Source organism: Thermogymnomonas acidicola JCM 13583 (genome assembly GCF_001316105.1).
GTDB classification, from domain to species: domain Archaea; phylum Thermoplasmatota; class Thermoplasmata; order Thermoplasmatales; family Thermoplasmataceae; genus Thermogymnomonas; species Thermogymnomonas acidicola.
In genome coordinates this window covers 18,989-43,416 of record NZ_BBCP01000011.1, presented here as the reverse complement: position 1 = coordinate 43,416, position 24,428 = coordinate 18,989, and the positions used below count along the sequence as shown (strand labels likewise).

At 55.5% G+C, this 24,428-nt stretch carries 28 protein-coding genes and 6 pseudogenes; 14 read left to right on the top strand and 20 right to left on the bottom strand.

Going from position 1 to position 24,428, the window contains the following annotated elements; genetic code table 11:
• The first annotated feature begins 2 nt into the window (after positions 1-2).
• Positions 3-1,036: pseudogene (locus JCM13583_RS09765) on the top strand (aldo/keto reductase).
• Between the two features lie 333 nt (positions 1,037-1,369).
• Here JCM13583_RS09765 and JCM13583_RS09760 read toward each other — a convergent pair.
• From JCM13583_RS09760 to JCM13583_RS09665, 20 genes and pseudogenes are all read right to left on the bottom strand, one after another.
• A complete protein-coding gene (locus JCM13583_RS09760; protein ID WP_171823575.1) occupies positions 1,370-1,969 on the bottom strand; it encodes a hypothetical protein in 600 nt (199 codons plus the stop codon).
• A 234-nt stretch (positions 1,970-2,203) separates the two neighbouring features.
• Positions 2,204-2,983, bottom strand: a complete 780-nt coding sequence (locus JCM13583_RS09755; protein WP_162509769.1) for a S26 family signal peptidase — start codon at positions 2,981-2,983, stop codon at positions 2,204-2,206.
• Between the two features lie 283 nt (positions 2,984-3,266).
• Positions 3,267-3,683, bottom strand: a complete 417-nt coding sequence (locus tag JCM13583_RS09750; RefSeq protein WP_075057549.1) for a hypothetical protein — start codon at positions 3,681-3,683, stop codon at positions 3,267-3,269.
• 68 nt (positions 3,684-3,751) lie between these two features.
• Positions 3,752-3,982 carry a winged helix DNA-binding protein gene (locus JCM13583_RS09745; RefSeq protein WP_171823574.1) on the bottom strand — a complete coding sequence of 77 codons (231 nt, stop codon included), beginning with the start codon at positions 3,980-3,982 and terminating at the stop codon, positions 3,752-3,754.
• A gap of 34 nt (positions 3,983-4,016) precedes the next feature.
• A complete protein-coding gene (locus tag JCM13583_RS09740) occupies positions 4,017-4,304 on the bottom strand; it encodes a hypothetical protein (RefSeq protein ID WP_075057547.1) in 288 nt (95 codons plus the stop codon).
• A 286-nt stretch (positions 4,305-4,590) separates the two neighbouring features.
• Positions 4,591-5,178, bottom strand: a complete 588-nt coding sequence (locus JCM13583_RS09735) for a hypothetical protein (protein ID WP_075057546.1) — start codon at positions 5,176-5,178, stop codon at positions 4,591-4,593.
• Positions 5,179-5,556: 378 nt separating this feature from the next.
• Positions 5,557-5,826 (bottom strand): hypothetical protein, encoded by a 270-nt coding sequence (locus JCM13583_RS09730; RefSeq protein ID WP_075057545.1) that lies wholly within the window; start codon positions 5,824-5,826, stop codon positions 5,557-5,559.
• Positions 5,827-6,087 (bottom strand): hypothetical protein, encoded by a 261-nt coding sequence (locus JCM13583_RS09725; protein ID WP_162509756.1) that lies wholly within the window; start codon positions 6,085-6,087, stop codon positions 5,827-5,829.
• A 146-nt stretch (positions 6,088-6,233) separates the two neighbouring features.
• Positions 6,234-6,518, bottom strand: a complete 285-nt coding sequence (locus JCM13583_RS09720) for a metal-dependent transcriptional regulator (RefSeq protein ID WP_162509755.1) — start codon at positions 6,516-6,518, stop codon at positions 6,234-6,236.
• Positions 6,519-6,662: 144 nt separating this feature from the next.
• Positions 6,663-7,812 (bottom strand): annotated as a pseudogene (gene thrC, locus JCM13583_RS09715) (threonine synthase).
• Between the two features lie 1,395 nt (positions 7,813-9,207).
• Positions 9,208-9,813 (bottom strand): encapsulin, encoded by a 606-nt coding sequence (locus JCM13583_RS09705; RefSeq protein WP_171823573.1) that lies wholly within the window; start codon positions 9,811-9,813, stop codon positions 9,208-9,210.
• Positions 9,750-10,046 carry a hypothetical protein gene (locus JCM13583_RS09700; RefSeq protein ID WP_075057541.1) on the bottom strand — a complete coding sequence of 99 codons (297 nt, stop codon included), beginning with the start codon at positions 10,044-10,046 and terminating at the stop codon, positions 9,750-9,752. The genes JCM13583_RS09705 and JCM13583_RS09700 overlap by 64 nt, the downstream gene beginning before the upstream one ends.
• Positions 10,031-10,222: a hypothetical protein gene (locus JCM13583_RS09695; RefSeq protein ID WP_075057540.1), complete on the bottom strand. Its 192-nt coding sequence runs from the start codon at positions 10,220-10,222 to the stop codon at positions 10,031-10,033. Before JCM13583_RS09695 ends, JCM13583_RS09700 begins: the two co-directional genes overlap by 16 nt.
• 15 nt (positions 10,223-10,237) lie before the next feature.
• Complete coding sequence (locus JCM13583_RS09690) at positions 10,238-10,825, bottom strand: hypothetical protein (protein ID WP_075057539.1); 588 nt, start codon at positions 10,823-10,825, stop codon at positions 10,238-10,240.
• Entirely contained in the window at positions 10,822-11,040 is a 219-nt protein-coding gene (locus tag JCM13583_RS09685; protein WP_075057538.1) for a hypothetical protein, read from the bottom strand. Before JCM13583_RS09685 ends, JCM13583_RS09690 begins: the two co-directional genes overlap by 4 nt.
• A complete protein-coding gene (locus tag JCM13583_RS09680; RefSeq protein ID WP_075057537.1) occupies positions 10,997-11,422 on the bottom strand; it encodes a hypothetical protein in 426 nt (141 codons plus the stop codon). The genes JCM13583_RS09685 and JCM13583_RS09680 overlap by 44 nt, the downstream gene beginning before the upstream one ends.
• 1 nt (position 11,423) lies before the next feature.
• Positions 11,424-11,615, bottom strand: coding sequence for a hypothetical protein (locus JCM13583_RS13105; RefSeq protein ID WP_162509754.1), 192 nt, complete (start codon positions 11,613-11,615; stop codon positions 11,424-11,426).
• Positions 11,602-12,717: an NAD(P)/FAD-dependent oxidoreductase gene (locus JCM13583_RS09675; protein WP_162509753.1), complete on the bottom strand. Its 1,116-nt coding sequence runs from the start codon at positions 12,715-12,717 to the stop codon at positions 11,602-11,604. Before JCM13583_RS09675 ends, JCM13583_RS13105 begins: the two co-directional genes overlap by 14 nt.
• A 414-nt stretch (positions 12,718-13,131) precedes the next feature.
• Positions 13,132-13,915 (bottom strand): annotated as a pseudogene (locus tag JCM13583_RS09670) (sulfite exporter TauE/SafE family protein).
• A gap of 71 nt (positions 13,916-13,986) precedes the next feature.
• The gene (locus JCM13583_RS09665; RefSeq protein ID WP_075057536.1) at positions 13,987-14,556 is read right to left on the bottom strand and encodes a hypothetical protein; all 570 of its coding nucleotides are present in this window, start codon (positions 14,554-14,556) and stop codon (positions 13,987-13,989) included.
• Between the two features lie 142 nt (positions 14,557-14,698).
• Between JCM13583_RS09665 and JCM13583_RS09660 the strand changes: the two are divergent.
• The 13 genes and pseudogenes from JCM13583_RS09660 to JCM13583_RS09575 all read left to right on the top strand — a co-directional run bounded on the left by JCM13583_RS09660 (position 14,699) and on the right by JCM13583_RS09575 (position 24,428).
• Positions 14,699-15,030: pseudogene (locus JCM13583_RS09660) on the top strand (antibiotic biosynthesis monooxygenase).
• A gap of 242 nt (positions 15,031-15,272) precedes the next feature.
• Positions 15,273-18,695 (top strand): annotated as a pseudogene (locus tag JCM13583_RS13100) (DNA polymerase II large subunit).
• Entirely contained in the window at positions 18,586-19,371 is a 786-nt protein-coding gene (locus JCM13583_RS09625; protein WP_075057529.1) for an ATP/GTP-binding protein, read from the top strand. The pseudogene JCM13583_RS13100 and the gene JCM13583_RS09625 overlap by 110 nt, the downstream one beginning before the upstream one ends.
• Before the next feature lie 67 nt (positions 19,372-19,438).
• Positions 19,439-19,645, top strand: coding sequence for a nucleotide-binding protein (locus tag JCM13583_RS09620; RefSeq protein ID WP_075057528.1), 207 nt, complete (start codon positions 19,439-19,441; stop codon positions 19,643-19,645).
• Positions 19,646-20,062: 417 nt separating this feature from the next.
• A pseudogene (locus tag JCM13583_RS09615) lies at positions 20,063-20,685 on the top strand (superoxide dismutase).
• A 159-nt stretch (positions 20,686-20,844) separates the two neighbouring features.
• On the top strand, positions 20,845-21,429 hold the full coding sequence (locus JCM13583_RS09610; protein ID WP_171823572.1) for an N-glycosylase/DNA lyase: 585 nt from the start codon (positions 20,845-20,847) through the stop codon (positions 21,427-21,429).
• Between the two features lie 38 nt (positions 21,430-21,467).
• Positions 21,468-21,842, top strand: coding sequence for a hypothetical protein (locus JCM13583_RS09605; protein ID WP_075057526.1), 375 nt, complete (start codon positions 21,468-21,470; stop codon positions 21,840-21,842).
• Positions 21,794-22,609 carry a hypothetical protein gene (locus tag JCM13583_RS09600; protein WP_075057525.1) on the top strand — a complete coding sequence of 272 codons (816 nt, stop codon included), beginning with the start codon at positions 21,794-21,796 and terminating at the stop codon, positions 22,607-22,609. The genes JCM13583_RS09605 and JCM13583_RS09600 overlap by 49 nt, the downstream gene beginning before the upstream one ends.
• Positions 22,545-22,889, top strand: a complete 345-nt coding sequence (locus tag JCM13583_RS09595) for a hydroxyethylthiazole kinase (protein WP_171823564.1) — start codon at positions 22,545-22,547, stop codon at positions 22,887-22,889. Before JCM13583_RS09600 ends, JCM13583_RS09595 begins: the two co-directional genes overlap by 65 nt.
• A 9-nt stretch (positions 22,890-22,898) precedes the next feature.
• Positions 22,899-23,279 carry a hypothetical protein gene (locus JCM13583_RS09590; protein WP_162509751.1) on the top strand — a complete coding sequence of 127 codons (381 nt, stop codon included), beginning with the start codon at positions 22,899-22,901 and terminating at the stop codon, positions 23,277-23,279.
• Positions 23,246-23,581 carry a hypothetical protein gene (locus JCM13583_RS09585; protein ID WP_075057522.1) on the top strand — a complete coding sequence of 112 codons (336 nt, stop codon included), beginning with the start codon at positions 23,246-23,248 and terminating at the stop codon, positions 23,579-23,581. The genes JCM13583_RS09590 and JCM13583_RS09585 overlap by 34 nt, the downstream gene beginning before the upstream one ends.
• Positions 23,545-23,901, top strand: coding sequence for a hypothetical protein (locus JCM13583_RS09580; RefSeq protein ID WP_075057521.1), 357 nt, complete (start codon positions 23,545-23,547; stop codon positions 23,899-23,901). The genes JCM13583_RS09585 and JCM13583_RS09580 overlap by 37 nt, the downstream gene beginning before the upstream one ends.
• A gap of 128 nt (positions 23,902-24,029) precedes the next feature.
• Positions 24,030-24,428, top strand: coding sequence for a hypothetical protein (locus JCM13583_RS09575; RefSeq protein ID WP_075057520.1), 399 nt, complete (start codon positions 24,030-24,032; stop codon positions 24,426-24,428).

Here is a 24,428-nt window from a genome sequence, read left to right as displayed (position 1 = left end):
GAATGGAGCTCAGGCTGCTGGGAAAGACAGGCCTAAGGGTGAGCGAGCTTTGCCTCGGCACAATGACCTTCGGCAGGGATGCCGGGGAGGAGACTGCCTTCAGGATCATGGACGAGTTCGAGGCAAGCGGCGGTAACTTCTTCGATACAGCGGATGTATACAACCAGGGGGGGAGGTCTGAGGAGATACTGGGTAAATGGCTCTCCAACAGGAACAGGGAGGACTACATAGTTGCCACCAAGGTGAGGTTCGCCACCTCCGACAAGCCCAACTCTGTTGGACTTACGAGAAAGCACATAAGGCACTCCGTTGAGGGGAGCCTGAGGAGGCTGAAGACCGATTACATAGACATACTGCAGGTCCACGCATGGGACCCCCCCATCACCGACCTCTCGGAGACGCTATCCGCACTACAGGCTCTCGTGGACGAGGGGGGGAAGGTGCTACACATAGGTGCGAGCAACTTCAGGGCCTGGCAGCTCATGCTCGCCCTCTCCATAAGCAGGGAGAACGGGCTCAGTGAGTTCGTGAGCCTGCAACCGCAGTACAGCCTGCTCTGCAGGGCCACAGAGTTCGAACTCATACCCCCCCTGTGCGTGCACGAGAACATCGCCGTCCTGCCGTGGAGCCCCCCTGAAGGGAGGCGTGCTGAGCGGAAAGTACACGGTGGGGGGGGAGAGGTGCCAGACGGCACGAGGCTTCGCAGCATGGTATCCAGGGGGGGCATAGACGTGCCTGGAAGGGGGGGCCGAAGACTACTACAGCAGGGTACTGAAAGCGGTGCATCGGATCGCACAGTCGAAGGGGGGGGTGACAGACGCACAGGTATCCCTCGCCTGGCTCCTGAACAGGAAGGGAGTGACTTCCCCCGATCATAGGTGCCAGGAGTGTCGAGCAGGTCAGGGAGAACATCGGCTCTGTGGACGTGAAACTGACCAGAGAAGAGATGGATGAGCTCGATAGGGCAAGTAGCCTCTACGTGACGTACCCATATGACGAGCAAGCAGAGAGGCAGCAGATGTCAGGAAGAGTTTGACTGTGAGTGGCTATTAAATGCAGTCATTCATCATCCAAGGAAACATCCGCTCAGAACCGGGAACTTCTGCAGAGGGTATAGACCCACGTCAAGTTTGCGGTGACCTGGCCTGGAAAACCATGGCATCCTTGCACTAATGTAATGTCATAATCATAGTTTCACTGCTACCATATTTCCCTGAAATATCTGTATTCCATAATTTCGTGTATTAAAATAAGTACAAAGGCCTTTCATAAACCTTAAAAGAGATGCTTGGTGTCCCTACTGTCAGATGTTTGAAAAATTAAATTTAAAAATGTAACTAAAAAGGTAAAAATTTGGCGGGCCATGCCCTCACGAGGAGAGCAGGCTCATCGTCACAAGGAACGAGTAGCTTTCATCCGCCGGGCCGGCACCCACTACGAATGCTATGTACAGGTGCGTGCTGTGGTTAACGTTGTCGAAGACTTCCGATGTCGTACCGGGTGATGCCAGGTTAAACTCATAGGTCGTAGATCCTGATGCAAAGTGGATCCCGCTGTAGCTCAGGGTGAACGGCTCGTTAGATACCCACATGGCTGTATCTTCTGGGAATGCCACTGTGCCAGAGACCCCCCCAGAAGGCACCGTTACGGTAATGTTGAAGTCGCCGGATGCACCGCTCGAGAAGTTGACGTCCAAGACGTTGACCTCATATATGGTCTCATTTGTCATGAAGCCGAGGGTTATGTTTCCCAGTATCTCGCTCTCGCTGACCGACTTGCTCATCCATGTGAACCCCCCCGCTGCACTGTGCGCCTGCATGTAGTTCGATCCTGGCTGCACGTAAAATGCATCTGGCACAGCCTGGGAGTTTCCGTTCACAAAGCCCTGCACCATCACGTCAGCCACAGCCACAGCCGGAAGCAGTGTTGCCACCAGAGCGACAATGGCTATCATGGTCTTTCTATTCATTCTCTCTTTCTCCTTCGCCCCCCCTCATGGGCATGTCTGTTACTGCTGCACGATACAAAAGGGGGGGGTGGAAGCAAAGATATGGAATATTGTTTTGAATGAATTTAGGGATTATTGTTACATATCATGGGAATGGTGCCCTGCAGGTACCGTGAGGGGGGGCACAGGAACACACAGATACAAAGGTGGATGCTCCATGGAGCCCCCCCTGGCAATGCTGCCCACGTCCTGTAGTTACTTCTTCCTCCTTATGACCCGCCCGTACGGGAAGGCAGCGAGCACCACTATGACAAGGATTGCAGCGAAGAAGAGGTCATAGGTATCCTTGGCCACCTCGTTGGATTGCGGCCACTGGCCGTAGAGCTTCAGCACGTTCAGCTTTATGAGTCCGAACCACGGTATGTCCCAGAAGGCCACACCGATGATACTGCTCTTGTTCACAGGGGGGGCGTTCGTTATACCGACGTTCTGGTCTGCCGCTTCATATGCATTAAGCGATGAGTTGTAGACCCCCCCGCGGAAGGCCAGGTTGAAGTCCCCCCCCACGGTTATGAAGCCACTCTCGTTGACCATGGAGGATATGTAGACAACAAGGTTCCTGTGTGAAAAGCCCACTTCCTTTATGAGGACGTACTTATCAGTGACCGTCATCCACGACTGGTTGTGGTATCCCTGCACAACGGGCCTGCCTGAAGACCAGGAAAGGTAGAACATAGCCCTGTGTATGATGGTCTGGCCATCTGAACTCCTGTACAATACTACGTTCCCGTACTCCCCCCCATAGGTCGAATAGTTCCTCTCCCTGCCGACCACGTACGTTATCACGGAGCCTGGCACATTGTCTACTTTCTTGACGAACACAATGTCTCCGACGTTCATTGTCCCGTACTGCCAGTAGTCGCTGTGTGTCATGCTCTCCGACGCTATCGTGCTCACTGGCGGTATTGTACCTGAATACACCGTTACGCCGACTACAAAGATCACCACGGCGGCCAGGGCTGACAGCTCAACGATCCTGCTTATCCTCAACCCTTACGTAGTCGCGTCATCAGTATAAATATTTTGTTGCAAGAGGCCTTTAAGATTTAAGATGGCGATGTCTAACTTCCCCCGCCCTTACGGACCCGACGTATCCAGATCACAGTGGAGTTTTCCTGATTAGTTCGTTAAAGAGGGTATCCACGAAGGTGGACTCCGTTTCAGGATGGGCCACCAGCATCCCTGTACAGGAAGTGCACCTCAGCCAGCAGGAAACCGAGCAGCACGCTGAACACTATGCTTGAGCCCACGGAGACCCCTATGGAGAGGTTGTATAAACCCTGGGCAGCTGGCCTAGGTATGAGAAGAATAGGAGCGAGGTTGCGGCAGACAGGACTATTCCGTAGACAGTTACGATGAGTGGGATCAGTGAGGAGACGTACAGCATCCTGTTGTAGCTTAACAGTGGCTTTATGCTCCCCCTCATTGCCTCGTAGAGGCCGGATACGTCTTCAACGGCCTGCATTGTCATCTCCAGATCATCCTCGGATATCTGTTGGCCCCTCTGGACCTTATCAAGCAGGCGCCCCACCACAGTGCTGGCATTGCTGTCAGAGAAGAACCTGACCAGGGTTTCAGCAAATACAACCCTCGTATACCTACCAACATCCTCCATGGCAGCTTCAAGAGTGCGGGAGACATCGCTGATTCCGGCCCTGAGGATGTGGCCGGCCACCTGTGTTGAGACTAGTATTGCCAGGGGGTATGAACAGGAGGGCCCAGAACTGAAGTCCGTGCATCTTTCTAACCAAAGAAGTCAAAACGCCCCCCCGATAGCATCTGGTTCAGCGTTGTTATGCCCTTCTCTGTGATGTTGACCCTCTTCACTCCGCCGTCCTCAGTTATCCTGACCATATCCCTCTGTTTGAGCCTTTCCAGCATAGAGAGAGCGCTCTCATAGTTCAGGTTGCATTTCCTGACGATCTCCGTGATCCGGCATGGGTGGTCACACAGGAGGCTGAGTATTTCCTGCACTATCTCTGCCCTCTGCCGCCTTTTTAACTTGGACCTATTCTCCGAGCCGAAAAGCCACACAACGTCCCCCGTCGTTCGGGATGATACCGATCTTGGAAGCCAGCACTATGCCGTTGCTCTTTATTATGCTCCTCTCCTCATGGGATATGTGCTTTCTGGCCACCAGGCAGAACCTGGCGCCTCCACCCATTGAGTTCAGCATTATGGCCGTTGTGATCTGCGCCAGCCTGTCCTGCTTGTTTCCTGTGAGCTCCTGGAACAGCATCTTGCACTGCCCACCGGACTCAAGGACCAGCCTGAACCTTATCCTCACATTTCCCACACTTGCCGTCCTCTCCCTCGAGACCCTCCAGAGATCACCTCTGAAGACCAGTTCACCGTTTTCCCTGAAGAAATAACCGCAGTCAGACGACAGATATGATCAACTCGATAAGCTATTCGAGTGGATATTATTTAGTTAGCTGCAACTCACGATTTAACAGTATTTATATAATAGTGGATGATCCTCTTTTATAATTTTAACAGTATGAGCGCGGCCGTTTGCCCAGCGCTGACCGGTGAATGGATAACCAGGCTGAATGGTGTTTCCCGTTACAGATATTGGCCTTTCAGATGAACCTGTAGATTGACAGCGCGGCAAGCAAAGCGTAAGAGATACCGGAAGAAGCAACTGATAGCCTCACAACGCGTTCCGGCTTGACGACCCACCAGACGTAATAGGACATCAACAACGACATAAGGATTGAGAAGTAAATGATGGCGAAAATCAAGGTCGAGGGTGCGTGGATGTGTAGGATCCAGCCAAGCGATGGGGTGCGGAAAGCGATGTAGGTGCAGAGGCCCGAACAGAAGAGGCCCACCACCTTCTTCACTCTGCTTCCAACCACCACAATGAAGAAGGTGGCTACCACTGCCAGTGCGTATGATATCACCACAAGGCCGTAGACTATGAAACCAGCTTTGCCCGAGATGAGGGGCACAACATCGTAGAGGGTGCTGTCACCCGACAGCCCCCCCAGGAATACCAGGATGAATGTGGAGACGGATAGCATTACTATCCCAAGCAGTGCCAGGTCTGACCCCCCCTGGCCCGTGATGAGTGGGCATGTGGCCACAGAACCTGAATCCCTCTTGAGCCGGCCCTTCACTATGAATTTCTCACTTACCCTGGAATGCTTGTGGAGCCCTGAGGCCATCAGGTTTCCGCCATAAGGTAGACCAGGAAGAGCGAGATCAGCATTTCCGGGGGGGCAGCATGCAGGAGAGAGGTGATGTGGAACAAACCGTATCAACGAGACCAGCGGCACTGCATTGTTAAGTTTTGTGAAATAAAAATACATATCATCTGTGGACACATGCCCGTGAAACATGCATTTCCGTGCTGGTTTTAGGACCAGGGAGCGCTCCCCGCTTAATTCCACGGTAATGGCCTGTGACACGTTTCCATCTGAACAGCCTCAGGCCGCAAGAGATGACCTGCAGGCGCAGGGGGGGTTTCACCCAGCTTTTAAGATCAGTGACCGAGCAGGATTCTCCCAACTATGGGCCTGATGACAGCACTGGATGTGAGAACCTCAGCTGCTGCCCAGCGTTGCATTCACATAAACGTACACCGTGATGGATGGTGCCTGGCCACAGCCTGCAGGTGTTGATATGCAGAGGTCAATGTAATTGGTGGAGCCGGCAGAAGCGTAAAGTGGGTATGGCCCCCCCGATTCACTCATGTTCTGTTCACTCCAACCGTTGAAGGGCAGGCTGGAAGAAGTGGCGTTCACGTATACCCAGTTTGACTGTGTGCTGTTTGCTACCCCGTATAGGATGTAGAACTGCCCCCGGGAGGCCATTCACATTGTCAAGAAAGAGAATGCCTGGGAGCAGAGGTCTCCGCCGAGGCAAGTAAGGTTCACTGTCAGTGCGCCACCGAGCAGTTCGGTGTTGCCGTAAATGGCTCCCCCCCCAAACGGCTTCCATGAAATGCCGCAGCACCCGTACTGGGTATTGAAGTCCAGTGCCAGCGGGCTGGCTACATGAACCCCCTCAGCCATGACAGCGGCTGAAGCCTCAACCTCCGCCTGTGATGGGATAGCCGCCGCTGACGCCACCACTAAGATGGCCAACATCCCGAATAGGAGTGTGCATCTGCGGCCGGCCCCCCCTTTCACGAAATACCAATATGGGCAGTAATATAAATATCAGCTAGACCTGACTTAAATTATAAGGAACACGGCATAAATGTTGGATTTAGTGGTCTTCATTCCTTCACAACAACAGGCTGCCCATGTGGGCAAGTGTCAGGGTCGCCCATGAGGTGAAGTATCCTCTCCGCAGTCTCCCTGCTCATGAGGTAGTCGAACTCCTTGACCTCCCTGCATGCCTCCTCCTTCGAGAGGCCAGCCCTGAAGAGCAGCGTTTCCATTGCCCTGTGAACTAGGGTTATGTCCCTGTATGCCTCCTCACCGTCCCTGCTCAGTATGACCATCCCGCCCTTCTTTGTGATCAGGCCCTTATCGAGGAGCCTCTTGAGCAGATCCGACACAGTGGGGGGGCTTCACCTGCATCCTCTCCGCAATCTCACTGAGCTTGACTGGGAAAGGACCGTTTGATGATTCCTTGATCGTGATTAAACAGTCACGCTCTTTTTTAGTTAAATAATCCATAGTTTAGCATTTTACTAAAATACTTAAACTTTGTTTCCGACGGGTGACATGGGATCCTTCAACAGGTTTCCCGTGAGTATGGCCACAACACGCTCATCCCTCGATATCTCCCCCCCTTCCTGCACCATTTTCCGTATCCCCCCCGCAACAGAGGCTGCAGAGGCGGGCTCACAACCGATGCCTGCCCTGTCTATGCACCGCTTGGCCTCGAGTATCTCTTCATCGGAGACAGATACGACCGTTCCAGATGTGTACTCTATGGCCCTCCTGGCCTTCTTCCAGCTCACCGGGTTACCTATCCTTATTGCTGAGGCCACTGTCACTGGCTCGACCCTCGATATGGACTCCGAGTGCTCCACCCACATCCTGTAGAAAGGGGGCTGCTCCCTCTGCCTGTACAGCGACAAGCCTGGGAACCTTCTTCAGGAGGCCAAGGGTGTCGAGCTCCATTATTGCCTTGCCTATGGCTGATGTGTTCCCTAGGTTTCCCGCCGGGACTGATATTATGTCCACGTCGCTCATGCACTCGAGGATCTCGTAGAGCACTGTCTTCTGGCCCTCCACACGCCACGGGTTTATGGAGTTGAGGGTGTAGCTTCCGTCCTCGACAAGATCCAGTGATTCCTCGAGCGCATTGTCGAACGTGCCGTCCACCTCCACAACCCTGGCACCGTAGGCCAGCGTCTGTGCCATCTTGCTTTGGGAGACCTTGCCAGCAGGGACATAGACCGTGCACTCCATTCCAGCCACTGCGCTGTAAGATGCCGCGGAGGCAGCGGTGTTACCTGTGGATGCGCATACAGTTCTCTTCATTCCCAGCCTCAGGGCCTCTGAGACCGCAACTGTCATACCGCGATCCTTGAAACTGCCCGTGGGATTCTCGCCGTCATGCTTCAGGTGCAGGCTGATTCCGGCATACTGGCTCACCCTGTCGCTCCTGTACATGGTGGTGGCGCCCTCGTTCCTGCTCACGGTGAGGCTCTCCGGTAGGGCCGGGTGGATGAGGTACCTGTACTTCCACACGCCCCCCCTCTTCCTGAAATCATACAACTGGTCCCCCCCGAACTCATGCGTGACTTCAAGGAGGCCACCACACCTGTCACACCTGTACCTGCTCCTGTCGATGCCATACATATGGCCACAGTCTATACACCTCAGAGAGGAGAACACCATTTAAACACCTTCCATGGGGGGGTTCAGTGGATAATAATGGCTCCCGCTGTGCCTGTAGTGAGAATCATGGAGCAGGGCGGGAATGCCATATGCCTGTTATTAACAAGCATGATTAAAATTTTTCGTGTTTCCAGGTACGTGGCCTCTGGGAGATGCAGATACTCATGATTATGAAACGATCAGGTAAAATACGTCCATCTCGCTCCATTAGGCGTACCGAACTCTGGGTGCAATCTTAGAGATACTTCACCTGCAACATGTTTTCAGTGTCACGGATAACGTTGGGGGGGGAGATCCGGTAAGGCCCGTAAAGAGAAATTCACCGGCTTCACTGGGGCTTCCGAAATTGCTGGGCCAATGCTTAAGATTATCAGGTAGGAATGTTACGATCCTTTCGTACAGGAGGAAACTGAGTAAAACCACAGTTAAAACATGGGACACTATTATCGATCATCAGATTTATATTCAGCCCGGGGAGGTGATAAAAGCCACCGCCTGTCATAACACGGTACACCCTGCTGGATCTGAAGGACTTGCACAAACACAGGCTCCTTCTCCAGGGTTTGCCGGACTGGAGCCAGAGAGAGATGGAATGGATGCAAGGGAGGAATCCCCCCCAGTGGAAATGGCCCTACTTATATTGGTCACAGCAGTGTTTCCCCCCCGAATTTCTGGTATTGGAAGCTATCATATTTACGTAACTGTGGTCATCGGGCTGACAGGCCTTGAGCTCGTGGCGACCGTGCAGACCTGCAGGATATCCGCCCTGGTCGTCAGGAACGCCCTAGGCGAGATCGCCTTCCAGGCAATGGGGGGGGTGCCTCTGAGTTGCTGGCTGCAGATGTTTTACCGGCGCTGGATGCCTTGTGCTACCATCCTGCCGCACCATCGCGCGTTACCGGGCACTACGAACACTGTGTTCACCTTCCACCGCGGTTGTTCCGGAGGGGCTTTTCCTCGGGCTACTGGCGGCAGTGGCGTTACTGAACATCTTTCCCGCCACAGGGATCAGGTTTCGGCAGGACAGGCCAGGGCACGGTATACCGTTCATGAGGCCATCAGGCTATATTTCACAGCCTGGAGCCCTCTCTACAGCCTGCACGGCGTGGCTATGCCCGATCTCCAGTAACCATGAAAGTGCCCACAGGAGGCGGCAACCTATCACCCTCACCGAAGGGGATGTTCTTACCTCAACGCGGTGCGTTGAAGCCTTTCTGATGGATGTGGCTCCATATTCGCTCGCCCATTCCCGTGGAACTGGATGGCATGTATCTCCGATCCCTGCCACCACTGCAGGGGGGGATGGATGCACATCATCATGGTTGTCCCTCTGGCATTACAGTTGGATTGCCTCCTGAGGCGTGCCGACATGGCCAGCTCACCCGCATCCTGGGTTCAGTCCTTCCACTGGAGCCTTGCGACTGCCCCCCCGCTGTAGTCTGTCATCGGGGCCAGCTTGGAGTGCATCATGTAAAGGCACTTCGAGGCGTCTAGAACCCTCTTTTCCGTCTCCGGCGGCATCCTGACGAGCACCCTTACGGATGGGATGTGGACCACCATTGCGGAGAGGCCCTCCAGCACGGGGGGGGTGAAGACGATGCTCCTGAAGTATGGCCTGACCACATCAATCTCCAGGACACCTGTGCCACCGATCTCCCTGTTCATGGACTTCATGGCCTCCGGGCTCACTATGAGTCCGAGGTCTCCATCGTAGCCCTCTGACGATAACCTATCTATGCCCGTTATTATGTCGCTTGAGATCTGGCCTGCCTGCCCTATCTGGCCCGTCCTGACATGTGTCGACCTGTTCCAGGGCGAGAGTGGGTGCGACACCAGTATCTCTTTCTTTAGCCCCATACTGAACTTCCTCTCCTCCCTGCCCAGAACCGCAGAGGCGACCTCTTCCCTCAGGTCCCTCCTTATCTCGACCTGGTGTGTCAGGAAGCTGAGCTGGTGCACCTTGCCCGCGTCCTCAGGTCCTGGACAGATTCCTCCTTCCACTCGACCTCCCGGAACATCGGGAAGAGCCTGCCACCCACACCACCCTGTGCCTCCCCCCCTGAACCGCCGCTGCCCTTCTCCTGAAACGGAAAGTTCTCTGCCTTACCTATGAGGCGTGATGCCTCCTCCCAGCCACTCGCCATCCTCTTGAAATCCTCTGGCGAATACTCCAGGAGGAGCCTCATGAACTCACCGAAGTGCGCTATTTCCTCCCTGGCTATGTCTTCGTGCACTGCTTGAACGGCCCTTCCGGTATGTGCCTTGCTTGCTGCAGGTAGAAGTTTATGGCGTCTATCTCCGCCGCCATTGCAAGCCTTATCGACCTAACAGTCTCCTCCCTGTCGAATGGCTCCTTCCTTACCAGCTCTGATGGGTCCTTGGAGAACATGGATGAGTGTAGCTGCTGCATGTATATATAAGTGTATTACAGTCCTGTATCACCTGGCCCTTGCCCCCGAGAGGAAGTATGCCCCCCCGGCCTCACGTAGAGTATGAGGAAGGCAAGGAACGGGGCCCCCCCCACCGCAGCGGTCAGGATGAGGAACGATAACCTGTAGCCGAGCGCTGAGACGATGTAGCCGAAGGCCAGGCCTGTCACGACCTGGACTATGTTGTTGTAGGCTGAGAAGTATGAAAAAGCTACGTTCCTCTCGCTTAGGCCAGTTCCCCCCCTTGAGAGCATTATGGTAGACATGGGGAAGTTCAGCCCATGGGGTATGCCCAGCACCAGAGCGCTGGCGATTATCCCGGCCAGATCCCGTGCCAGGTATAGCATCAACAGGCCTGCCACAGTGAGGGATGTGGACAGCACCACCGGTACGGTGAGCACTTTCACCGGCCTGAAGGAGAGGTAGAGGCGCATGCCAAAGGAGGTGAGGAAAAAGAACACGAAGAGGGAGTATGCCAGTGTCCTCTGCACATGCACCACGGATATCGCGTATATCGGGAGGAAGGCAACTAGGACAACGAATGGCACGGAGTACGAGGTAACAGTGAGTATGGCGGCTATCAACCCAGGCGAGAGCCTCCCTGCATCCTTGTGCTCTCCACACCTCCCTTCGGGAACGACACCCTCGTCGAAACTATGGCTGTCAGGACGGCCAGAGGTATGAAGGAGACAAATATCTCCCTGTATGTGAGGAGGGAGAGCAGGTACGTCTCGAGGGATGGTCCAAGCACAAGGCTAACACTGAGGCCGACGCTGAATATGGCCAGCTGCCTCTCCACCTGCCTGGCATCCCCCCTGCGCGGTAGCACTGGCGTTCAGGTTCGGGAAGACCATGCCTGACAGGAAGCCGAAGAGAGCGGAGAAAGCCCAGACTGTGGCAAAGGAAGAGAAGTAAAGTAGAGCCAGGTTGACAGGTATGATTGACGATGAGGCGATAAGCGCCCGACGCCTGGCACCGCCAGTGAGCCTGGCGTTCAGGAACGTTGAGGACAGGGCAGTGAAGAGATAGATCAGGGCAGTTATGAGGCCCACCTGGAAGCTTGTGAAGGAAAGGTCGTAGCGCCCCAGGAGTGGCACTGTGGTGAACACCATGTTGTTTGTGGACCTGAAGGCTACCGCTGATAGTATGAGTATCAGGTAGTAAGGAAGATGTCTCCTCATCCTATTCCCTCATGGCCACGCTGGCCGCTATCACTATCGGGTCCCACACGGGGGGGCCGAAGGGCGGGGGGGAGTAGCCGAAGTCTGCGAAGAAGAGGTCTTCAAGCCTGGAGCCCCCCCTCGAGATGAGACCTGCAACAGCATTGAGCCTCCAGGCCGACCCAGGACCTCCGAACACCTCAGCACCTGCCACCCTGCCATCGGGAAAGTAGTGGAGGACGAAATCCACGTTCTCCCTTCCGGGATAATAGTTCGCCCTGGAACCCGCAGTTATGTGCACGGACTTGCAGCCAGCATCCCTTGCCCTCTGGCCAGTAAGCCCCCCCGTGAAGCCAAGCTCCTTCCCGAATATCCTGATCAGGGTTGTCCCCCCCAGGCCCCCCTGGGAAACTCATTTCACCGCCGGCAGCGTTTGCCCCCCCGGCCACTCTCCCCCCCATCTTGTTGGACACCTGTGCGAGTGGGAACCACCCGTAGTCACCGGTGACGAGGTCCCTGCAGGCTGCCACGTCACCCGCAGCATATACACCCGGTTCGGATGTCAGGCACCTCTCGTCAACCCTGATCGCACCGCTGCCCGTTGTCTGGATGCCTGCATCTGAGGCGATCCTGGAGTTGGGCCTCACTCCCGTGGCTGCAATCACCACATCGGCCCTGACCTGCCCTGAGCTGGTCTCGAGCAGCTTCTGGCCGCCCTTGCCCTCCACAGAGGCCACGGTTGTGTCCCAGAGTATCTTCACCCGGCCTTCCATTTCGGCAGCTACCAGTGCCGATACTTCCTCAGAGAGGGCGGATATGAGCCTGTGCTTCCTCACCACGAGCGTCACACGGAACCCGCCTTCCGAGAGGGCTGACGCAAGCTCGGTCCCGAGGACGCCGCCTCCAACTATTGCTACCTCAGATCCGGGCCTCATCGATGCCTTTATTGATGAGGCCTCTTCCATGCTCCTAAGGGTGTGCACGTCCGGCGAGGAGAGTTCGGGCGGCAGCACAGGGGAGGCCCCCCCTGAGGCTATGATCAGCCTATCGTACGGGAAGTCCCCGCACTGGGACTTCACCACCTGTTTCCCTGTGTCTATTTCAGTTACGCGACAACCTGTCCTGACATCTATCCCCCTTCTCTGCGTGAACTCGGTGACGGGGGGGTAGTGGAGGAGATCCTCCAGATCCTTGACAATGCCCTGGAGGTAGTAGGGCATGCCGCACTCTGCATAGGACACAAAGCGTCCCGCCTCCAGCACAGTTACGCTTGCATGTGGGGGGGATACCCTCTTGGCCTTCGAGGCTGCGGCCATCCCGCAGCCCCGCCCCCCACCCACCGACTATGCGCATGCCGGTGTATGCTTTCACTCTATTAGAATTTCACATGCATGAATGCTCTTTCATAAATTATACTGCTAGAAAGATTAATTAGACATGTTTAGCATGCCATCTCAAAATGCCCCCCGCAGAGACAGAAGCTAGGTAACACGTTCATAGTGGTTTCATATGTGCTGGCCCTGGCGGCTTTCTTCTATATAGGACAGAAGGTCTCGACCCTTTCCTACCTGGCGGAGGGCTACTTAAAGTTCATTTACACCCATGCTGCCCGTCTCAGGGAAATCGGGGGGGGTGCTGGAGGCCTGAAGAGGGCACTCAACATAGGCCTGCCTGAAAAGGAGGCCGTCGCCGGACTCCTTATCTTTGCCTCGGCGATAGCATGCTTGTTCTTAATTACCTGGGCTACTTCCACTAGGGGGGTGGAAGTTGCTTACTGCAAGGTATATGCCAACTGCGATTATCACAGCCGCGAAGGCCCTCTTGAGGTTCCTGGAGTCCGTCTTCTTCGAAAGCCTGGCTCCAGCAAGACCCCCGATTATGCCGCCGGCCACATATAGGATAGCGATCACTGGGTAGAGGTAGCCTGCTATTCCGTACCTTATTGCTGTTACAAGGCCGAAAGTCCCCCACTGCCAGAAGGGAGGTCCCCACAGTCCTGTTCATGCCAATGCTGGAAGAGTACAGGAGGGAGGGCACGATGAGGAAACCTCCACCTATTCCGAAGTACCCAGAGGCGAACCCAGCAACCAGGGAAGACAGGGATATCCTGCCATACCTGTTGCCTCCGGCACCCTGCCTCTCCCTCCTCCTCTCGAATAACATGTAAATGCCTATGCCGACCATCACAATGCTGAAGTAAAAGAGAAGGGAACTGCCCGGTGTGATCAGGCCCAGGGTGGTCCCCGCCAGGACGCCCGCCACGCCGATGCCGGCGAATATGGAGCCGATCCTCAGATCAGCGTTGCCGAGGCGCAGGTGCTGGGTGAAGTTGAAGAAGCTGTTCAGGCTCACAGCCAGTGCGGTTGTTCCTATGGCCGCATGAACGTTGTCTATCCCAACGAAGTATATGAAGAGAGGAATGGCGAGTATTGATCCGCCACCACCTATTAGCCCCAGGCTGAAACCCACAAGTACGCCTGAAACCACGGCGAAGGCGTATTCAATTGGAAACATACCCGCTAATCTTTCTCAGATAGATTAATGTTTCCCATTCATGAAAAATAAATCATATTTGTGAATTCAAATCAGTGCTGTGACCTATATATCATGTCGCTCAGTATGGAAAGTATTCTGCCCGCGTTCTCGGAATCTGATGTTATCCAGATCTCGTTGCCAAGCCTGTAAATGTTGCTGAACTCCACACCGTTGAGATAGAGGTATTCAGTTATGAAGAGCGAGAGGCCAGGAGTGTTGGAGGCCTCCTTCGGCGTCCTGATCCTTATGAGCGCGATCTTACCGGGCTCACCTGTCTTGCAGAGGCAGGTATAGTAACCGTCCCTCCTGACAACGAGCAGCGAACCCTCCGGCAGCCTGTCGTTCAGGCCGCACTGCAACTCGTTCAGGCCGTACTCCGCCCAGAGCGTTGCCTGAGAAACTATTCCGAAAATGTTGACATACCTGGGCTCAATGCGTATCTGGGTCAGGGCCTTAGTTATGGAATTGAGGTTCACCTGGCGGCCCAGCATCACCTCCACAGTCCTCTGTATCCTCTTCGCCATGCTTGTGTAATTGCAGAGCCCGCTGCTCACTATCATGGAGTAAGTGGGGGGGTCGCTTGATATTACAGACATGACAGCGCTCTTGATTGTTGTCATATAACCTCCATTGCATTCACATATATGAACAGGATTCGTCTGCGCTCACCATGCCTGAAGCTGCCTTGCCGTACAGATATTCGTTACACTTTTATCCATTATATCCATTACTTAAATGGGGGGGCAGGCGATGAGCGAAGAAATCGTCAACATAGGCTTTTTCTACGACGTGAAGAGAGGCCATGAGAGTGAATTTGAAAGGCAGTTCTCTGATGTGCTCAGGTACCTTAAGGAAAACGGCAAAGGTATCAAGGACGCAAAGCTCTACAGGGAGGTCGACTCCTCCAGTACCTGATACTGAGCACTTGGGAGAGCGTTGATGCCTTCAGGGAATTCGTTGAAAGCGAGGCTTTCAAGAGCGTGACCCACTCCGGGGGGGCCGAGATCCTTAACGGCAAGCCCTATCACAGGATATTCCTGACGCACATCCCCCCAGTGAGGGCGTGGACATGTGCCTCAGAGGTGCCTGGCTGATTCGGGCACCCAGCACTGCACAGGAAGGGAGGGCAAGCCCGGACCCCCACTTTCATGGCTAGGACGGCCCCCTTGCCTCTACGGATCGTGGGTTCCCACAGCATGAAGTCCAGCCTCCAGGCCGCCACCTGCATGCAAAAAGAGTTGTCTGCCAGCCTGGCCTTACTCCCCAAGCAACCCACAGCAGTGTGATATTCTCAGCATGCACAACATTATTATCCACACTACCGCTATTTGCCACCATGCTTCTGTCCCACCATGAGGATCCCATTTCGGCTTACAGGGAGAACATAGAGAGGAAGGTCAGGGAGTGCTATGACCTTGCCCAGAGGGCCCGTTCACAGGGTAGGGACGTTACCGACAGGGTTGAGATCCCCCCTGGCCTCAGATATGGCGGACAGAGTGGAGGAGCTCATCTCGATCCCTGGCATAGCGGCGGAGATAAGGGAGCTCGGGGGGGAGAAGATGAGCAGGGAAGAGGTAGCCATAGAGATGGCGAGGCGTGTGGCATCCAGGCTGTCAGGACAGGGGGGGACAGAGGCTGCACTGGACAAGGCCGTCAGGGTAGGCCTTGCCATACTCACAGAGGGCATCCTTGTCGCTCCTCTTGAAGGCATCGGCGGCGTGTACATATCAAAGAACGATGACGGCAGCACTTACGCGGGGGGGATCGTTTATGCTGGGCCATAAGGGGGGGAGCCGGTGGCACCGCGCAGGCTTTGAGTGTCCTGATAGGTGATGTGGTGAGGAGGGAGCTCGGCATCGGGAGGTTCTTGCCCACCGAGGACGAGATTGAGCGCTACATAGAGGAGGTACAGGCCTACAACCGCGTGAAGCACCTCCAGTACATGCCAACCGCTGAGGAGATCAAGCTGGTCATACAGAATTCCCCCCATATGCATCGATGGCGAGGGCAGTGAGGAGGAAGAGGTCTCCGGCCACAGGGACATGAAGAGGATCAGGACGAACAGGATAAGAGGAGGGATGTGCCTTGTGCTCTGCGAGGGCCTGATCCAGAAGGCAAAGAAAGTTCTCAAGTACACTAATGCCCTGAGGCTGGAGGAGTGGAACTTCCTCTCCCAGCTGACGGGCAAGAAGGAAGACGGTTCAAGCGAGAAGAAGTCAGAGAAGTTCCTGAAGGATCTTATAGCGGGCAGGCCGGTGTTCACGCACCCCCCCGGCAGGCCAGGTGGGTTCAGGCTCAGGTACGGGCGCTCCAGGGTCTCTGGCCTTGCAGCCGTCTCCCTTAACCCGGCCACCATGTACGTGATGGACAAGTTCATTGCCATAGGCTCCCAGCTCAAGCTAGAGATGCCTGGCAAAGCCGGGGCAATAACTCCCTGCGACGAGATAGACGGCCCGATGGTCAGGCTCTCCAACGGTGACCACGTGCGCATAGACAGGCTTGAGGACGCAAAGATGCTTGAGAATGAGATCACTGAAATAACGGATGCCGGGGAGATCCTCATATCCTACGGTGACTTCCTTGAGAACAACCACGTCCTCGAGACACCATCTTTCACAGCTGAGTGGTGGAGGATATACGCCTCAAGGTTCCCCGAGCTCTCAAAGTATGTGTCATCCAGGCCAGGCTCAAGGGAGGCTGTGGAGATCTCTGTAAGGTATGGGGGGGTCCCACTGCACCCCCGCATGGGACTACTTCTGGCACGATATCAGCGTAGATGAGCTCAGGGAACTCAGGGACCTGGCGATGGCCTCCAGGGTATCTGGAGAGGATGCCCTGATGGATGCCAGGGCTGAAGATACCCTGGTGAAGCTCGGTGTTGAATTCAGGAAGGTGGAAGGGGGGGCATCCTTGTCAGGGACGCGTTCGCACTCTTCTACTCCATGGGCCTCAGGATCTCTGGAGGTTCGGTGGAGAAGTTCGGGGGGGAGATCGAGGGAAAGGACGCTGTTGAGTGCGTGAACAGGGCATCCGGAATAGCGATAAAGCCACGTGCACCCACCAGGGTGGGGGGGGCGAGGATGGGCAGGCCGGAGAAGGCTGGGGGGGACAGGAAGATGAAACCCATGGTGCACGTGCTGTTCCCTGTGGAGAACTACGGCGACACCAGGAGGTCCATCAAGAACGCAGGCAAGACCGGGACAATAAAGGTGGAGGTACAGGCAAGGTCATGCAGGTCATGCGGCTACCAGGGCCCGCAGCCACTGTGCCCCCGAGTGCGGTTCCACCACATCGCCGGTGAGGACCACGGAGATGGATGTGGACCTAGACCTGATACTGAGGAGGGCCGAGGAGCGCCTCTCCATAGACCTGGAGCAGATAGGTGAGCTGAAGGGTGTCAAGAAGCTCATGTCCAGGAACAGGGTGTGCGAGCCCATTGAAAAGGGCATCCTGAGGGCCTACCACGGCATATCCACCAACAAGGACGGGACTGCCAGGTTCGACATGACAGACATACCCATAACACACTTCAGGCCAGAGGAGATAGGGGGGGTCAGCAGGGAGAGGCTCCAGGAGCTGGGCTACAGGGGGGGTGACGGAATCCTCGAACTGTACCCGCAGGACATAATAATACCGAGGCAGGCCGCGGAATACCTGCTCAGGGTTGCAAGGTTCGTAGATGACCTGCTTGTGAAGTACTATGGAATGGAGCCTTACTACATGTGCGAGAGCGCCGATGACCTCATTGGGCACCTGGTCATAGGACTGGCGCCGCACACGTCAGGTGGAATAGTTGGTAGGATCATAGGGTTCTCGGATGTAAGTGCATGCTATGCACACCCCCCCTCTTCCACGCGGCCAAGAGGAGGAACTGCGACGGTGATGAGGACAGCGTCATGCTGCTCATGGATGGCCTCCTTAACTTCTCCAGGGAGTTCCTGCCTTCCACCACCGGGGGGGCCTCATGGATGCGCCCCCCCTAGTGCTGACAGTGAACCTGAGGCCTGATGAGGTGGACAAGGAGGCCATGAACCTCGATACCATGTGGGAGTACCCTGAGGAGTTCTACCTTGCCGCGGAGAGGCACGCAATGCCTTCTGAAATAGAGGCATAATGAAGCCATACAAGAAGTTCATTGCTGAAAATGGAACCTACTACGGCATAGGTTACACGCACGACACCAGGGACATATCTGAGGGGGTAAAGGTCTCCTCTTACAAGACAATAGAGAGCATGGAGGAAAAGATATCAATGCAGCTGGGTCTAGCTTCGAAGCTCAGGGCGGTTGACGTTGATGATGTCGCGGCAAGGGTCCTGGAGTCCCACTTCCTCCCCCCCGACATATTCGGGAACTTCCGCCGCTTCTTCTCCCAGGAGTTCAGGTGCACAAAGTGCAACACCAAGTACAGGAGAGTGCACTGTCGGGAAAGTGCCTGCGCTGCGGTAACCCGCAGCTCACGCTGACGATTCACAGGGGGGGCAGCATAGTAAAGTACATGGACGAGACCATAAAGATGGCGGAGAAATATAACCTGCCTGGTACCTGAAGATGAGGATCGACAATCTTGTGAAGACCATAGAGGGGGGGACATTCGGAGAGGAGGAGAGGAAAGAGGTTATTGGGCTGGAGGCATACCAGGAAGGTAGCGATGATAGGTTCACTCTTCGTTACAGGCCCAGCTGGTACTGGAAAATCGACGCTCTGCGGAGCCCTGAAGGAGTGGTTCATAAAGCAGGAGTACGACGTTGCGGTCGTTAACCTGGACCCCCCCGGGTCAGAGTTCGTGCCGTATGAACCGGATGTGGATGTGAGGGAGATCATATCGCTACCGGACGTGATGTCTGAATTCAACCTTGGCCCAAACGGGGGGGCCCAGATAGTGGCTTCTGACCTTATGCTGGAGAACGTGGACAAGATGCAGGAATACCTCTCTGAGTTCAACGACTACTACGTTATATTCGATACGCCGGGCCAGATAGAGCTCTTCGCGTTTAGGCAGGGCAGCCCGATGCTTGTGGACAAGCTGTCCGGTGGCAGGGCCATGCTAGCATTCGTCACCGATGCGGTCCTCTCAACATCGCCCTCCGGCCTTGTCTCACAGATGATGCTCTACGGTTCCGTGTTTTCGAGGTTCTACAAACCAATGCTGTATATAGTGAACAAGACCGACCTCATCGGTGAGGACGACCTTGACGAGATCAAGACGTGGTTCAACGACTCAGAGGAGCTGCGCAACGCGCTGTTCGAGGAGAGGCAGGAGATGCTGAAGGACTACCTTTCAGGTGTGATAACGGCCCTGCAGGACAGCGGGATGTTTTCCGAGATCATACCCGTCTCCTCCAGGGACTTCACGGGACTCGAGGACATATACAGCAAGATGTCCCTCTTCTTCGAGGGCGGAGCGGACACGGACACGCTATACAGGGACGACTGAAAAATTCGGTGGCGCAGTTGCTCAGCCTGATGGTAAACTAATTTAGGTGTGACCGTATGCGGTCATGATGTCGGCCAAGCACCACTGCATAATATGCGGCACACTCATATATTCAGGCCTCTACTGTTCAACCTGCAACGCCGAGGTCACCAGGTCCAGAACCCTGGATGAAGAGAGCCTGGAGGAATGGATTTCCAGGAAGAGAGACGAGAGGTTAAGGGTCAGCAGGCACGGATCTGAGGGGGGGGAGATACCTCTCGAGGACTTCGCCTGAGTGCCCTAATGCATAAGAGAACTGCCATCCCCCCCTGAAGAGTGGAATTCGCCAGGCCCTGATTGCCTGTTGGCTTGGACGCTGGAAGTCCGTGTTCACATGGCCCTGCGTGGCTGGACGTGTTTTCCGCAGGCCATGGACTTACTATGAAATGGGTGAAGGGCAGTCCATTTCAGGTGACCATATCGGAATAGAAGGGCCCGCCTGACTCTTCCATTGGCATAAATAATTTATATATCATATCACTGGTCACCTGTCCCGGCAGTACACTCCCGAGTCAAGGGTACGTCATCATCTCCCCCCCCTGCCGGGACAATTTGTAAACTTGAACAACCATAGTATCTTCATTCCGGCCACTGCGTCTTGCAAATCTCGAAACTTTTTTACCTGTTGAAATTATAAACGAGCGGTGAAAACATGGCAGAGAAATGGGAGACAAAGGACAAGCTGAAACCCAAGGGACTTGACGGGATATCGGACCAGCAGATAGAGTACCACTTCGAGACCCACTACAAGGGCTACGTGAACAAGCTAAACGAGATATGGGAGAGGCTCCCAAACGCCGACAGGAGCAAGGCGAACCAGAACTACAGCGAGCTGAGGGAACTCAAGCTTGAGGAGACGTTCAACTACGACGGTGCCCTCCTGCACGAGCTGTACTTCGAGAGCCTTGCTAACGTGAAGGCACAGGTACCGGAATTCGTCAAGAAGCAGATTGAGAAGGACTTCGGCAGCTACGAGAAGTGGGTCGAGGATTTTAAGGCCACTGGCATAGCCTTCAGGGGGGGATGGTCGCTTCTCGTCTTCGACCTGAACACTGGCAAGCTCAGGAATATAGGCGCGGATGCGCACAACATGAACGGCATATGGAATGCCATAGTCATACTGGCCCTCGACGTGTATGAGCATGCCTACTATACAGACTACGGTGCAAAGAGGGCCCCCCCGTACCTCGACGCTTCATGAGGAACGTGAAGTGGGACGTTGTTGAGAAGAGGCTGAGGCAGGCCATAAAAGCCTACGAGGCCTTCAAGTCCTAAACAAAACCAATTTTTTCAGGTGCATTCGACACCGTTAAATCCGCATGTGCGTTTTCATTGCGTGCTGGCGCAAGGGAGTGCAGTGGAACGCCTCAGGGAACAGGTACTTTCGGGCTCGACCAGCGTTATCGACGCCGTTTCTGCCTGATGGATACGCCAGTGCGCTCTGAAGTCGAATCAAGGGCGGAGGAGTTCAGGGTGCTGAGGTCTTCCGATCCCCCCCTCACCCTCTTTGGCGAACTCTGCTTCTGCATCATCACCGCGAACACCTCTGCGGAACTCGGTCTCAGAATGCAGCGCCTAGTACCCAAAGAGTTCTTCGCCTTTTCCAGCTACGATGCACTCGTGTCCAGGATGCACTCCCACCACTGCAGGTTCTACAGGACGAGGTCACAGTACATATACAGGGCCAGGTGGGTACTGCCACTGCTTCCGGCAATCGTCAATGAGAGGGACCGCTTCTACGCCAGGGAGTTCATGGTGGCGAACGTCGATGGCCTTGGGTACAAAGAGGCGTCACACTTCCTGAGGAACGTTGGTGTGTTCGACTTCGCCATACTCGACAAGCATGTCCTGCGCCTTGTGTCCAGGGAAATCGATGTCTCGGCTTTCAGGGCAGGCTCCGCGAAGAGCTACCTTGCCGTAGAGAGAGAACTGGCTGGGATGGCGTCACAGATTGGCCTGGAGCCAGGCATATTCGACCTCTACCTCTGGAAGATAGCCACCGGAAGGGTGCTCAAGTAGGCTGTCCATGTTTATTAGGAAAGCCCTGATACTCAAACATGCTTTCCTACCTGGAATCTGCAAGGATAGACGCAAATTACAGGTACTTTTACGGTGACCTCTTCAGGCTCATGCTGAATGCAGGCCGGGCTGTCAGCGAAGTCGTAGAGGAGGAGTTCGGGAAGGGGGGGCAGAGGATATGCGTCGTGTGCGGGTCCGGGAACAACGGTGGGGGGGACGGCATAGTTGCGGCCTCCGAGCTCATAAAGTCAAACTCGGTATCCGTGATAGCTCTGAGGGGCAGGGAGTCTCTGTCTACGGACATGCTGAAGAGGGCAGTTGAGACATACAACGGGCCGATAGAGGGCCCGGAAATGCTTGACCAGTGCATAGCGAACTGCACCATAGTAATAGATGCGATCCTGGGGGGGTAGGTGCGCACGGCACACCGAGGGAACCATATGCCTCTGCAATCAGGAAGATCAATACCAGTGGAAAGGCCGTTGTGTCAATCGATGTACCCTCGGGCCTGGGCTCCGAGATAGCAGTGAGACCCCCCCACATAACTGTAACCTTCACGGATGTCAAGGAGGGCATGACAGGAGAGAACAGTGGTAAGATCGTCGTCAGGGACATAGGGATACCCAGGGACGCAGTGTACAGGGCAGGCCCTGGTGACATGCTCTTCTACCCTATCCGGAGCCGGTCGCACAAGGGCATGAACGGCACACTCTCGGTATTTGGAGGCTGGTCATACTACGGCTCCGCCGTGATAGCCGCCAGGGCAGCTCTTGCAGCGGGCTGCGACCTGGTCAAGGTCTACACCACGAGGGAGAACGCACCGCTCATAGCTTCGCATTCCTTCGAATACATGGTGTCGAGCATAGGTGATTCGGTGCCAGAAGAAGCCTTCAGGTCCAGGTGCATACTCCTGGGACCAGGCCTTGGAAGGGACTTTGACAGGCGCATAGTTTCACAGATCATAATGAGGGCCCAGAGAATTGTCCTGGATGCAGATCCCCCTGAGGCTCCTGCCCCATCTGGGCGACCTGTCCGGCAAGGAGGTCGTGGTCACGCCCCATGCATCGGAATTCAGGGATATGAGTGGCATGGACCCCCCCGTGCCGGAGAACGCCATGGAGTTCGCGAAGTCGCATGGTGTCGTCGTGGTCTTAAAGGGAGAGGAGGACATAATAACTGACGGCAACTCTTTGTACAGGTGCACTGGGGGGGGCAACCCGAGGATGACTATGGGAGGCACGGGCGACATGCTCGCCGGGCTGATCTCTGCCCTCATGTCAAAGGGAATGCCAGCACTGAGGGCATCGCTCCTCGGTACCTTCATCAACAAGTCAGCAGCCGACATGTGCATGGAGAGGAAGGGCCTATGGTACAGCGTATCCGACATGATCGGGGCAGTGCCGGAGGTGTTCCTCAGGTACTCTGACGGTGCAAAGATTAATAGTTTCAGGGCGCATTGAAAACCATGGATGGGCCCGGCCAGGATGAGGAGACCTGGCAACAGGAGACGTTCTACTCCTACTTCAGGAACGTCGCCGACTCCAGGAGGTCTTACCCTGCGCTTATCTTCAGGGGGCAAGAGGATAACATACCAGACGCTCCTGCGCTTTTCCGATTCCCTCTGCATGAACCTCACCACGCGTGTGCCCGTCACCGGGGGGGAGAGGAGGCTCGCTGTGCTGACCGGAAATACGCCGCCAAGCGTAATGGCGCTGCTGGCCGCCTCAAGGTCGGGCACGCAGGTTGAGTTCATCGACCCCACGCTGCCCGCGGACATAATCAGGAAACGGCTGGACTTGACCGGGGGGCCTCAATTGTGCTTGTTAATGAGGAGGACTTCCACAGGGTGAAGGATGCAGAGAGGACCACGGTGGTCTGCAGACCACAGGACTTCATGTCTTTCGAGGCGTCCGTGTCCTACTCCATAAGGACTTCGCTGAGGTCTGAGAGGAGGCCGAGGTACGGAGATGCTGTGATCAAGCTGACGGATCTAATATTCGATGGCTCCGGTGGTGTCCCAGAGAGCCTGGACGTTGAGACACCGTGCTCAGGCTGTACGGCTTTGATGCCTCCGGCTCACAGGCGGTCTTCGAGGTGTCACAGGGGGGGCAGTGCATGGCCCTCGCCCGTGCCTTCGCCAGGAGGTTCATGAACAGCGATGGCCGCCTGAACCTCGTCAATACCGTGCCAGCCTTCCATGAGGCGGCCATTGTTGACGGCATCATTGCACCCCCCCTGAGCACCGGAGGGTCCAGTGCCCTTGTCATGGATACATACGACACAGTGGAGGCCATATCGGCCTGCAGAGATGCGGGTCGGCCGGTACTTCTGGCCCCCCCAGGCCTGCTCCTTGACCTCATCGTACGTGAGGGTCTCCATGCCTCACTCCGCGGCGTTTCTGTGACGGTTTCCGTTGGCCACCCGGGCAGCCATGCCATGGAGCACTGCACAGCGTCCCAGTCACGGCCCTGATCGCTGCATCGCACCCCGCGGCCCCAGGGATATTCTCAGCAGAGAATGCCACGAAGGATCAGGCAGGCGATTCATACGGCACGCCTCTCGAGGGCGTTTCCCTAGAGATCGTTGGAGATGATGGTTCCGTGCTTCCTGAGGGCCAGGAGGGATACCTCAACATCAGGCACCAGTACGGGAATGTTGAGACGGGCATCAGGGCATTCACCAGATCCGGTCTGCTCCACATAAGGCGACCGCCCGGCGATGTCCTGATGAACGGTGGCTTCTACATAGACCCCGTTGAACTTGAGGACCTCATCTGCAGGTCTGGTGCAGTGAAGGAGTGTGCAGCGCTGTCCACAGATGAGGGAATAGAGGTCTTTGCAGTACCGGCCTCGGATGGGTGGGAGGGGGGGCAGCTTGGCAACTACTCGCAGAGGAACATCCCCTACTACATGAGGCCCTCGAGGTTCAGGAGGGTGGAGAGCATCCCAAGGAACATGAATGGCGAGGTGGTGAGGAGGCTCCTGGTCGAGGAAGAGTGA

Excerpts from the sequence above, each read along its gene's own strand:
- JCM13583_RS09760 (WP_171823575.1), bottom strand. The coding sequence starts at position 1,969 with ATGAATAGAAAGACCATGATAGCCATTGTCGCTCTGGTGGCAACACTG.
- JCM13583_RS09735 (WP_075057546.1), bottom strand. The coding sequence starts at position 5,178 with ATGGCCTCAGGGCTCCACAAGCATTCCAGGGTAAGTGAGAAATTCATA.
- JCM13583_RS09730 (WP_075057545.1), bottom strand. The coding sequence starts at position 5,826 with ATGGCCTCCCGGGGGCAGTTCTACATCCTATACGGGGTAGCAAACAGC.
- JCM13583_RS09695 (WP_075057540.1), bottom strand. The coding sequence starts at position 10,222 with ATGCAGCAGCTACACTCATCCATGTTCTCCAAGGACCCATCAGAGCTG.
- JCM13583_RS09680 (WP_075057537.1), bottom strand. The coding sequence starts at position 11,422 with ATGAGGAGACATCTTCCTTACTACCTGATACTCATACTATCAGCGGTA.
- JCM13583_RS09675 (WP_162509753.1), bottom strand. The coding sequence starts at position 12,717 with ATGGCCGCAGCCTCGAAGGCCAAGAGGGTATCCCCCCCACATGCAAGC.
- JCM13583_RS09665 (WP_075057536.1), bottom strand. The coding sequence starts at position 14,556 with ATGACAACAATCAAGAGCGCTGTCATGTCTGTAATATCAAGCGACCCC.
- JCM13583_RS09625 (WP_075057529.1), top strand. The coding sequence starts at position 18,586 with ATGATAGGTTCACTCTTCGTTACAGGCCCAGCTGGTACTGGAAAATCG.
- JCM13583_RS09620 (WP_075057528.1), top strand. The coding sequence starts at position 19,439 with ATGTCGGCCAAGCACCACTGCATAATATGCGGCACACTCATATATTCA.
- JCM13583_RS09605 (WP_075057526.1), top strand. The coding sequence starts at position 21,468 with ATGCTTTCCTACCTGGAATCTGCAAGGATAGACGCAAATTACAGGTAC.
- JCM13583_RS09595 (WP_171823564.1), top strand. The coding sequence starts at position 22,545 with ATGGAGTTCGCGAAGTCGCATGGTGTCGTCGTGGTCTTAAAGGGAGAG.
- JCM13583_RS09590 (WP_162509751.1), top strand. The coding sequence starts at position 22,899 with ATGGGCCCGGCCAGGATGAGGAGACCTGGCAACAGGAGACGTTCTACT.
- JCM13583_RS09580 (WP_075057521.1), top strand. The coding sequence starts at position 23,545 with ATGGCCCTCGCCCGTGCCTTCGCCAGGAGGTTCATGAACAGCGATGGC.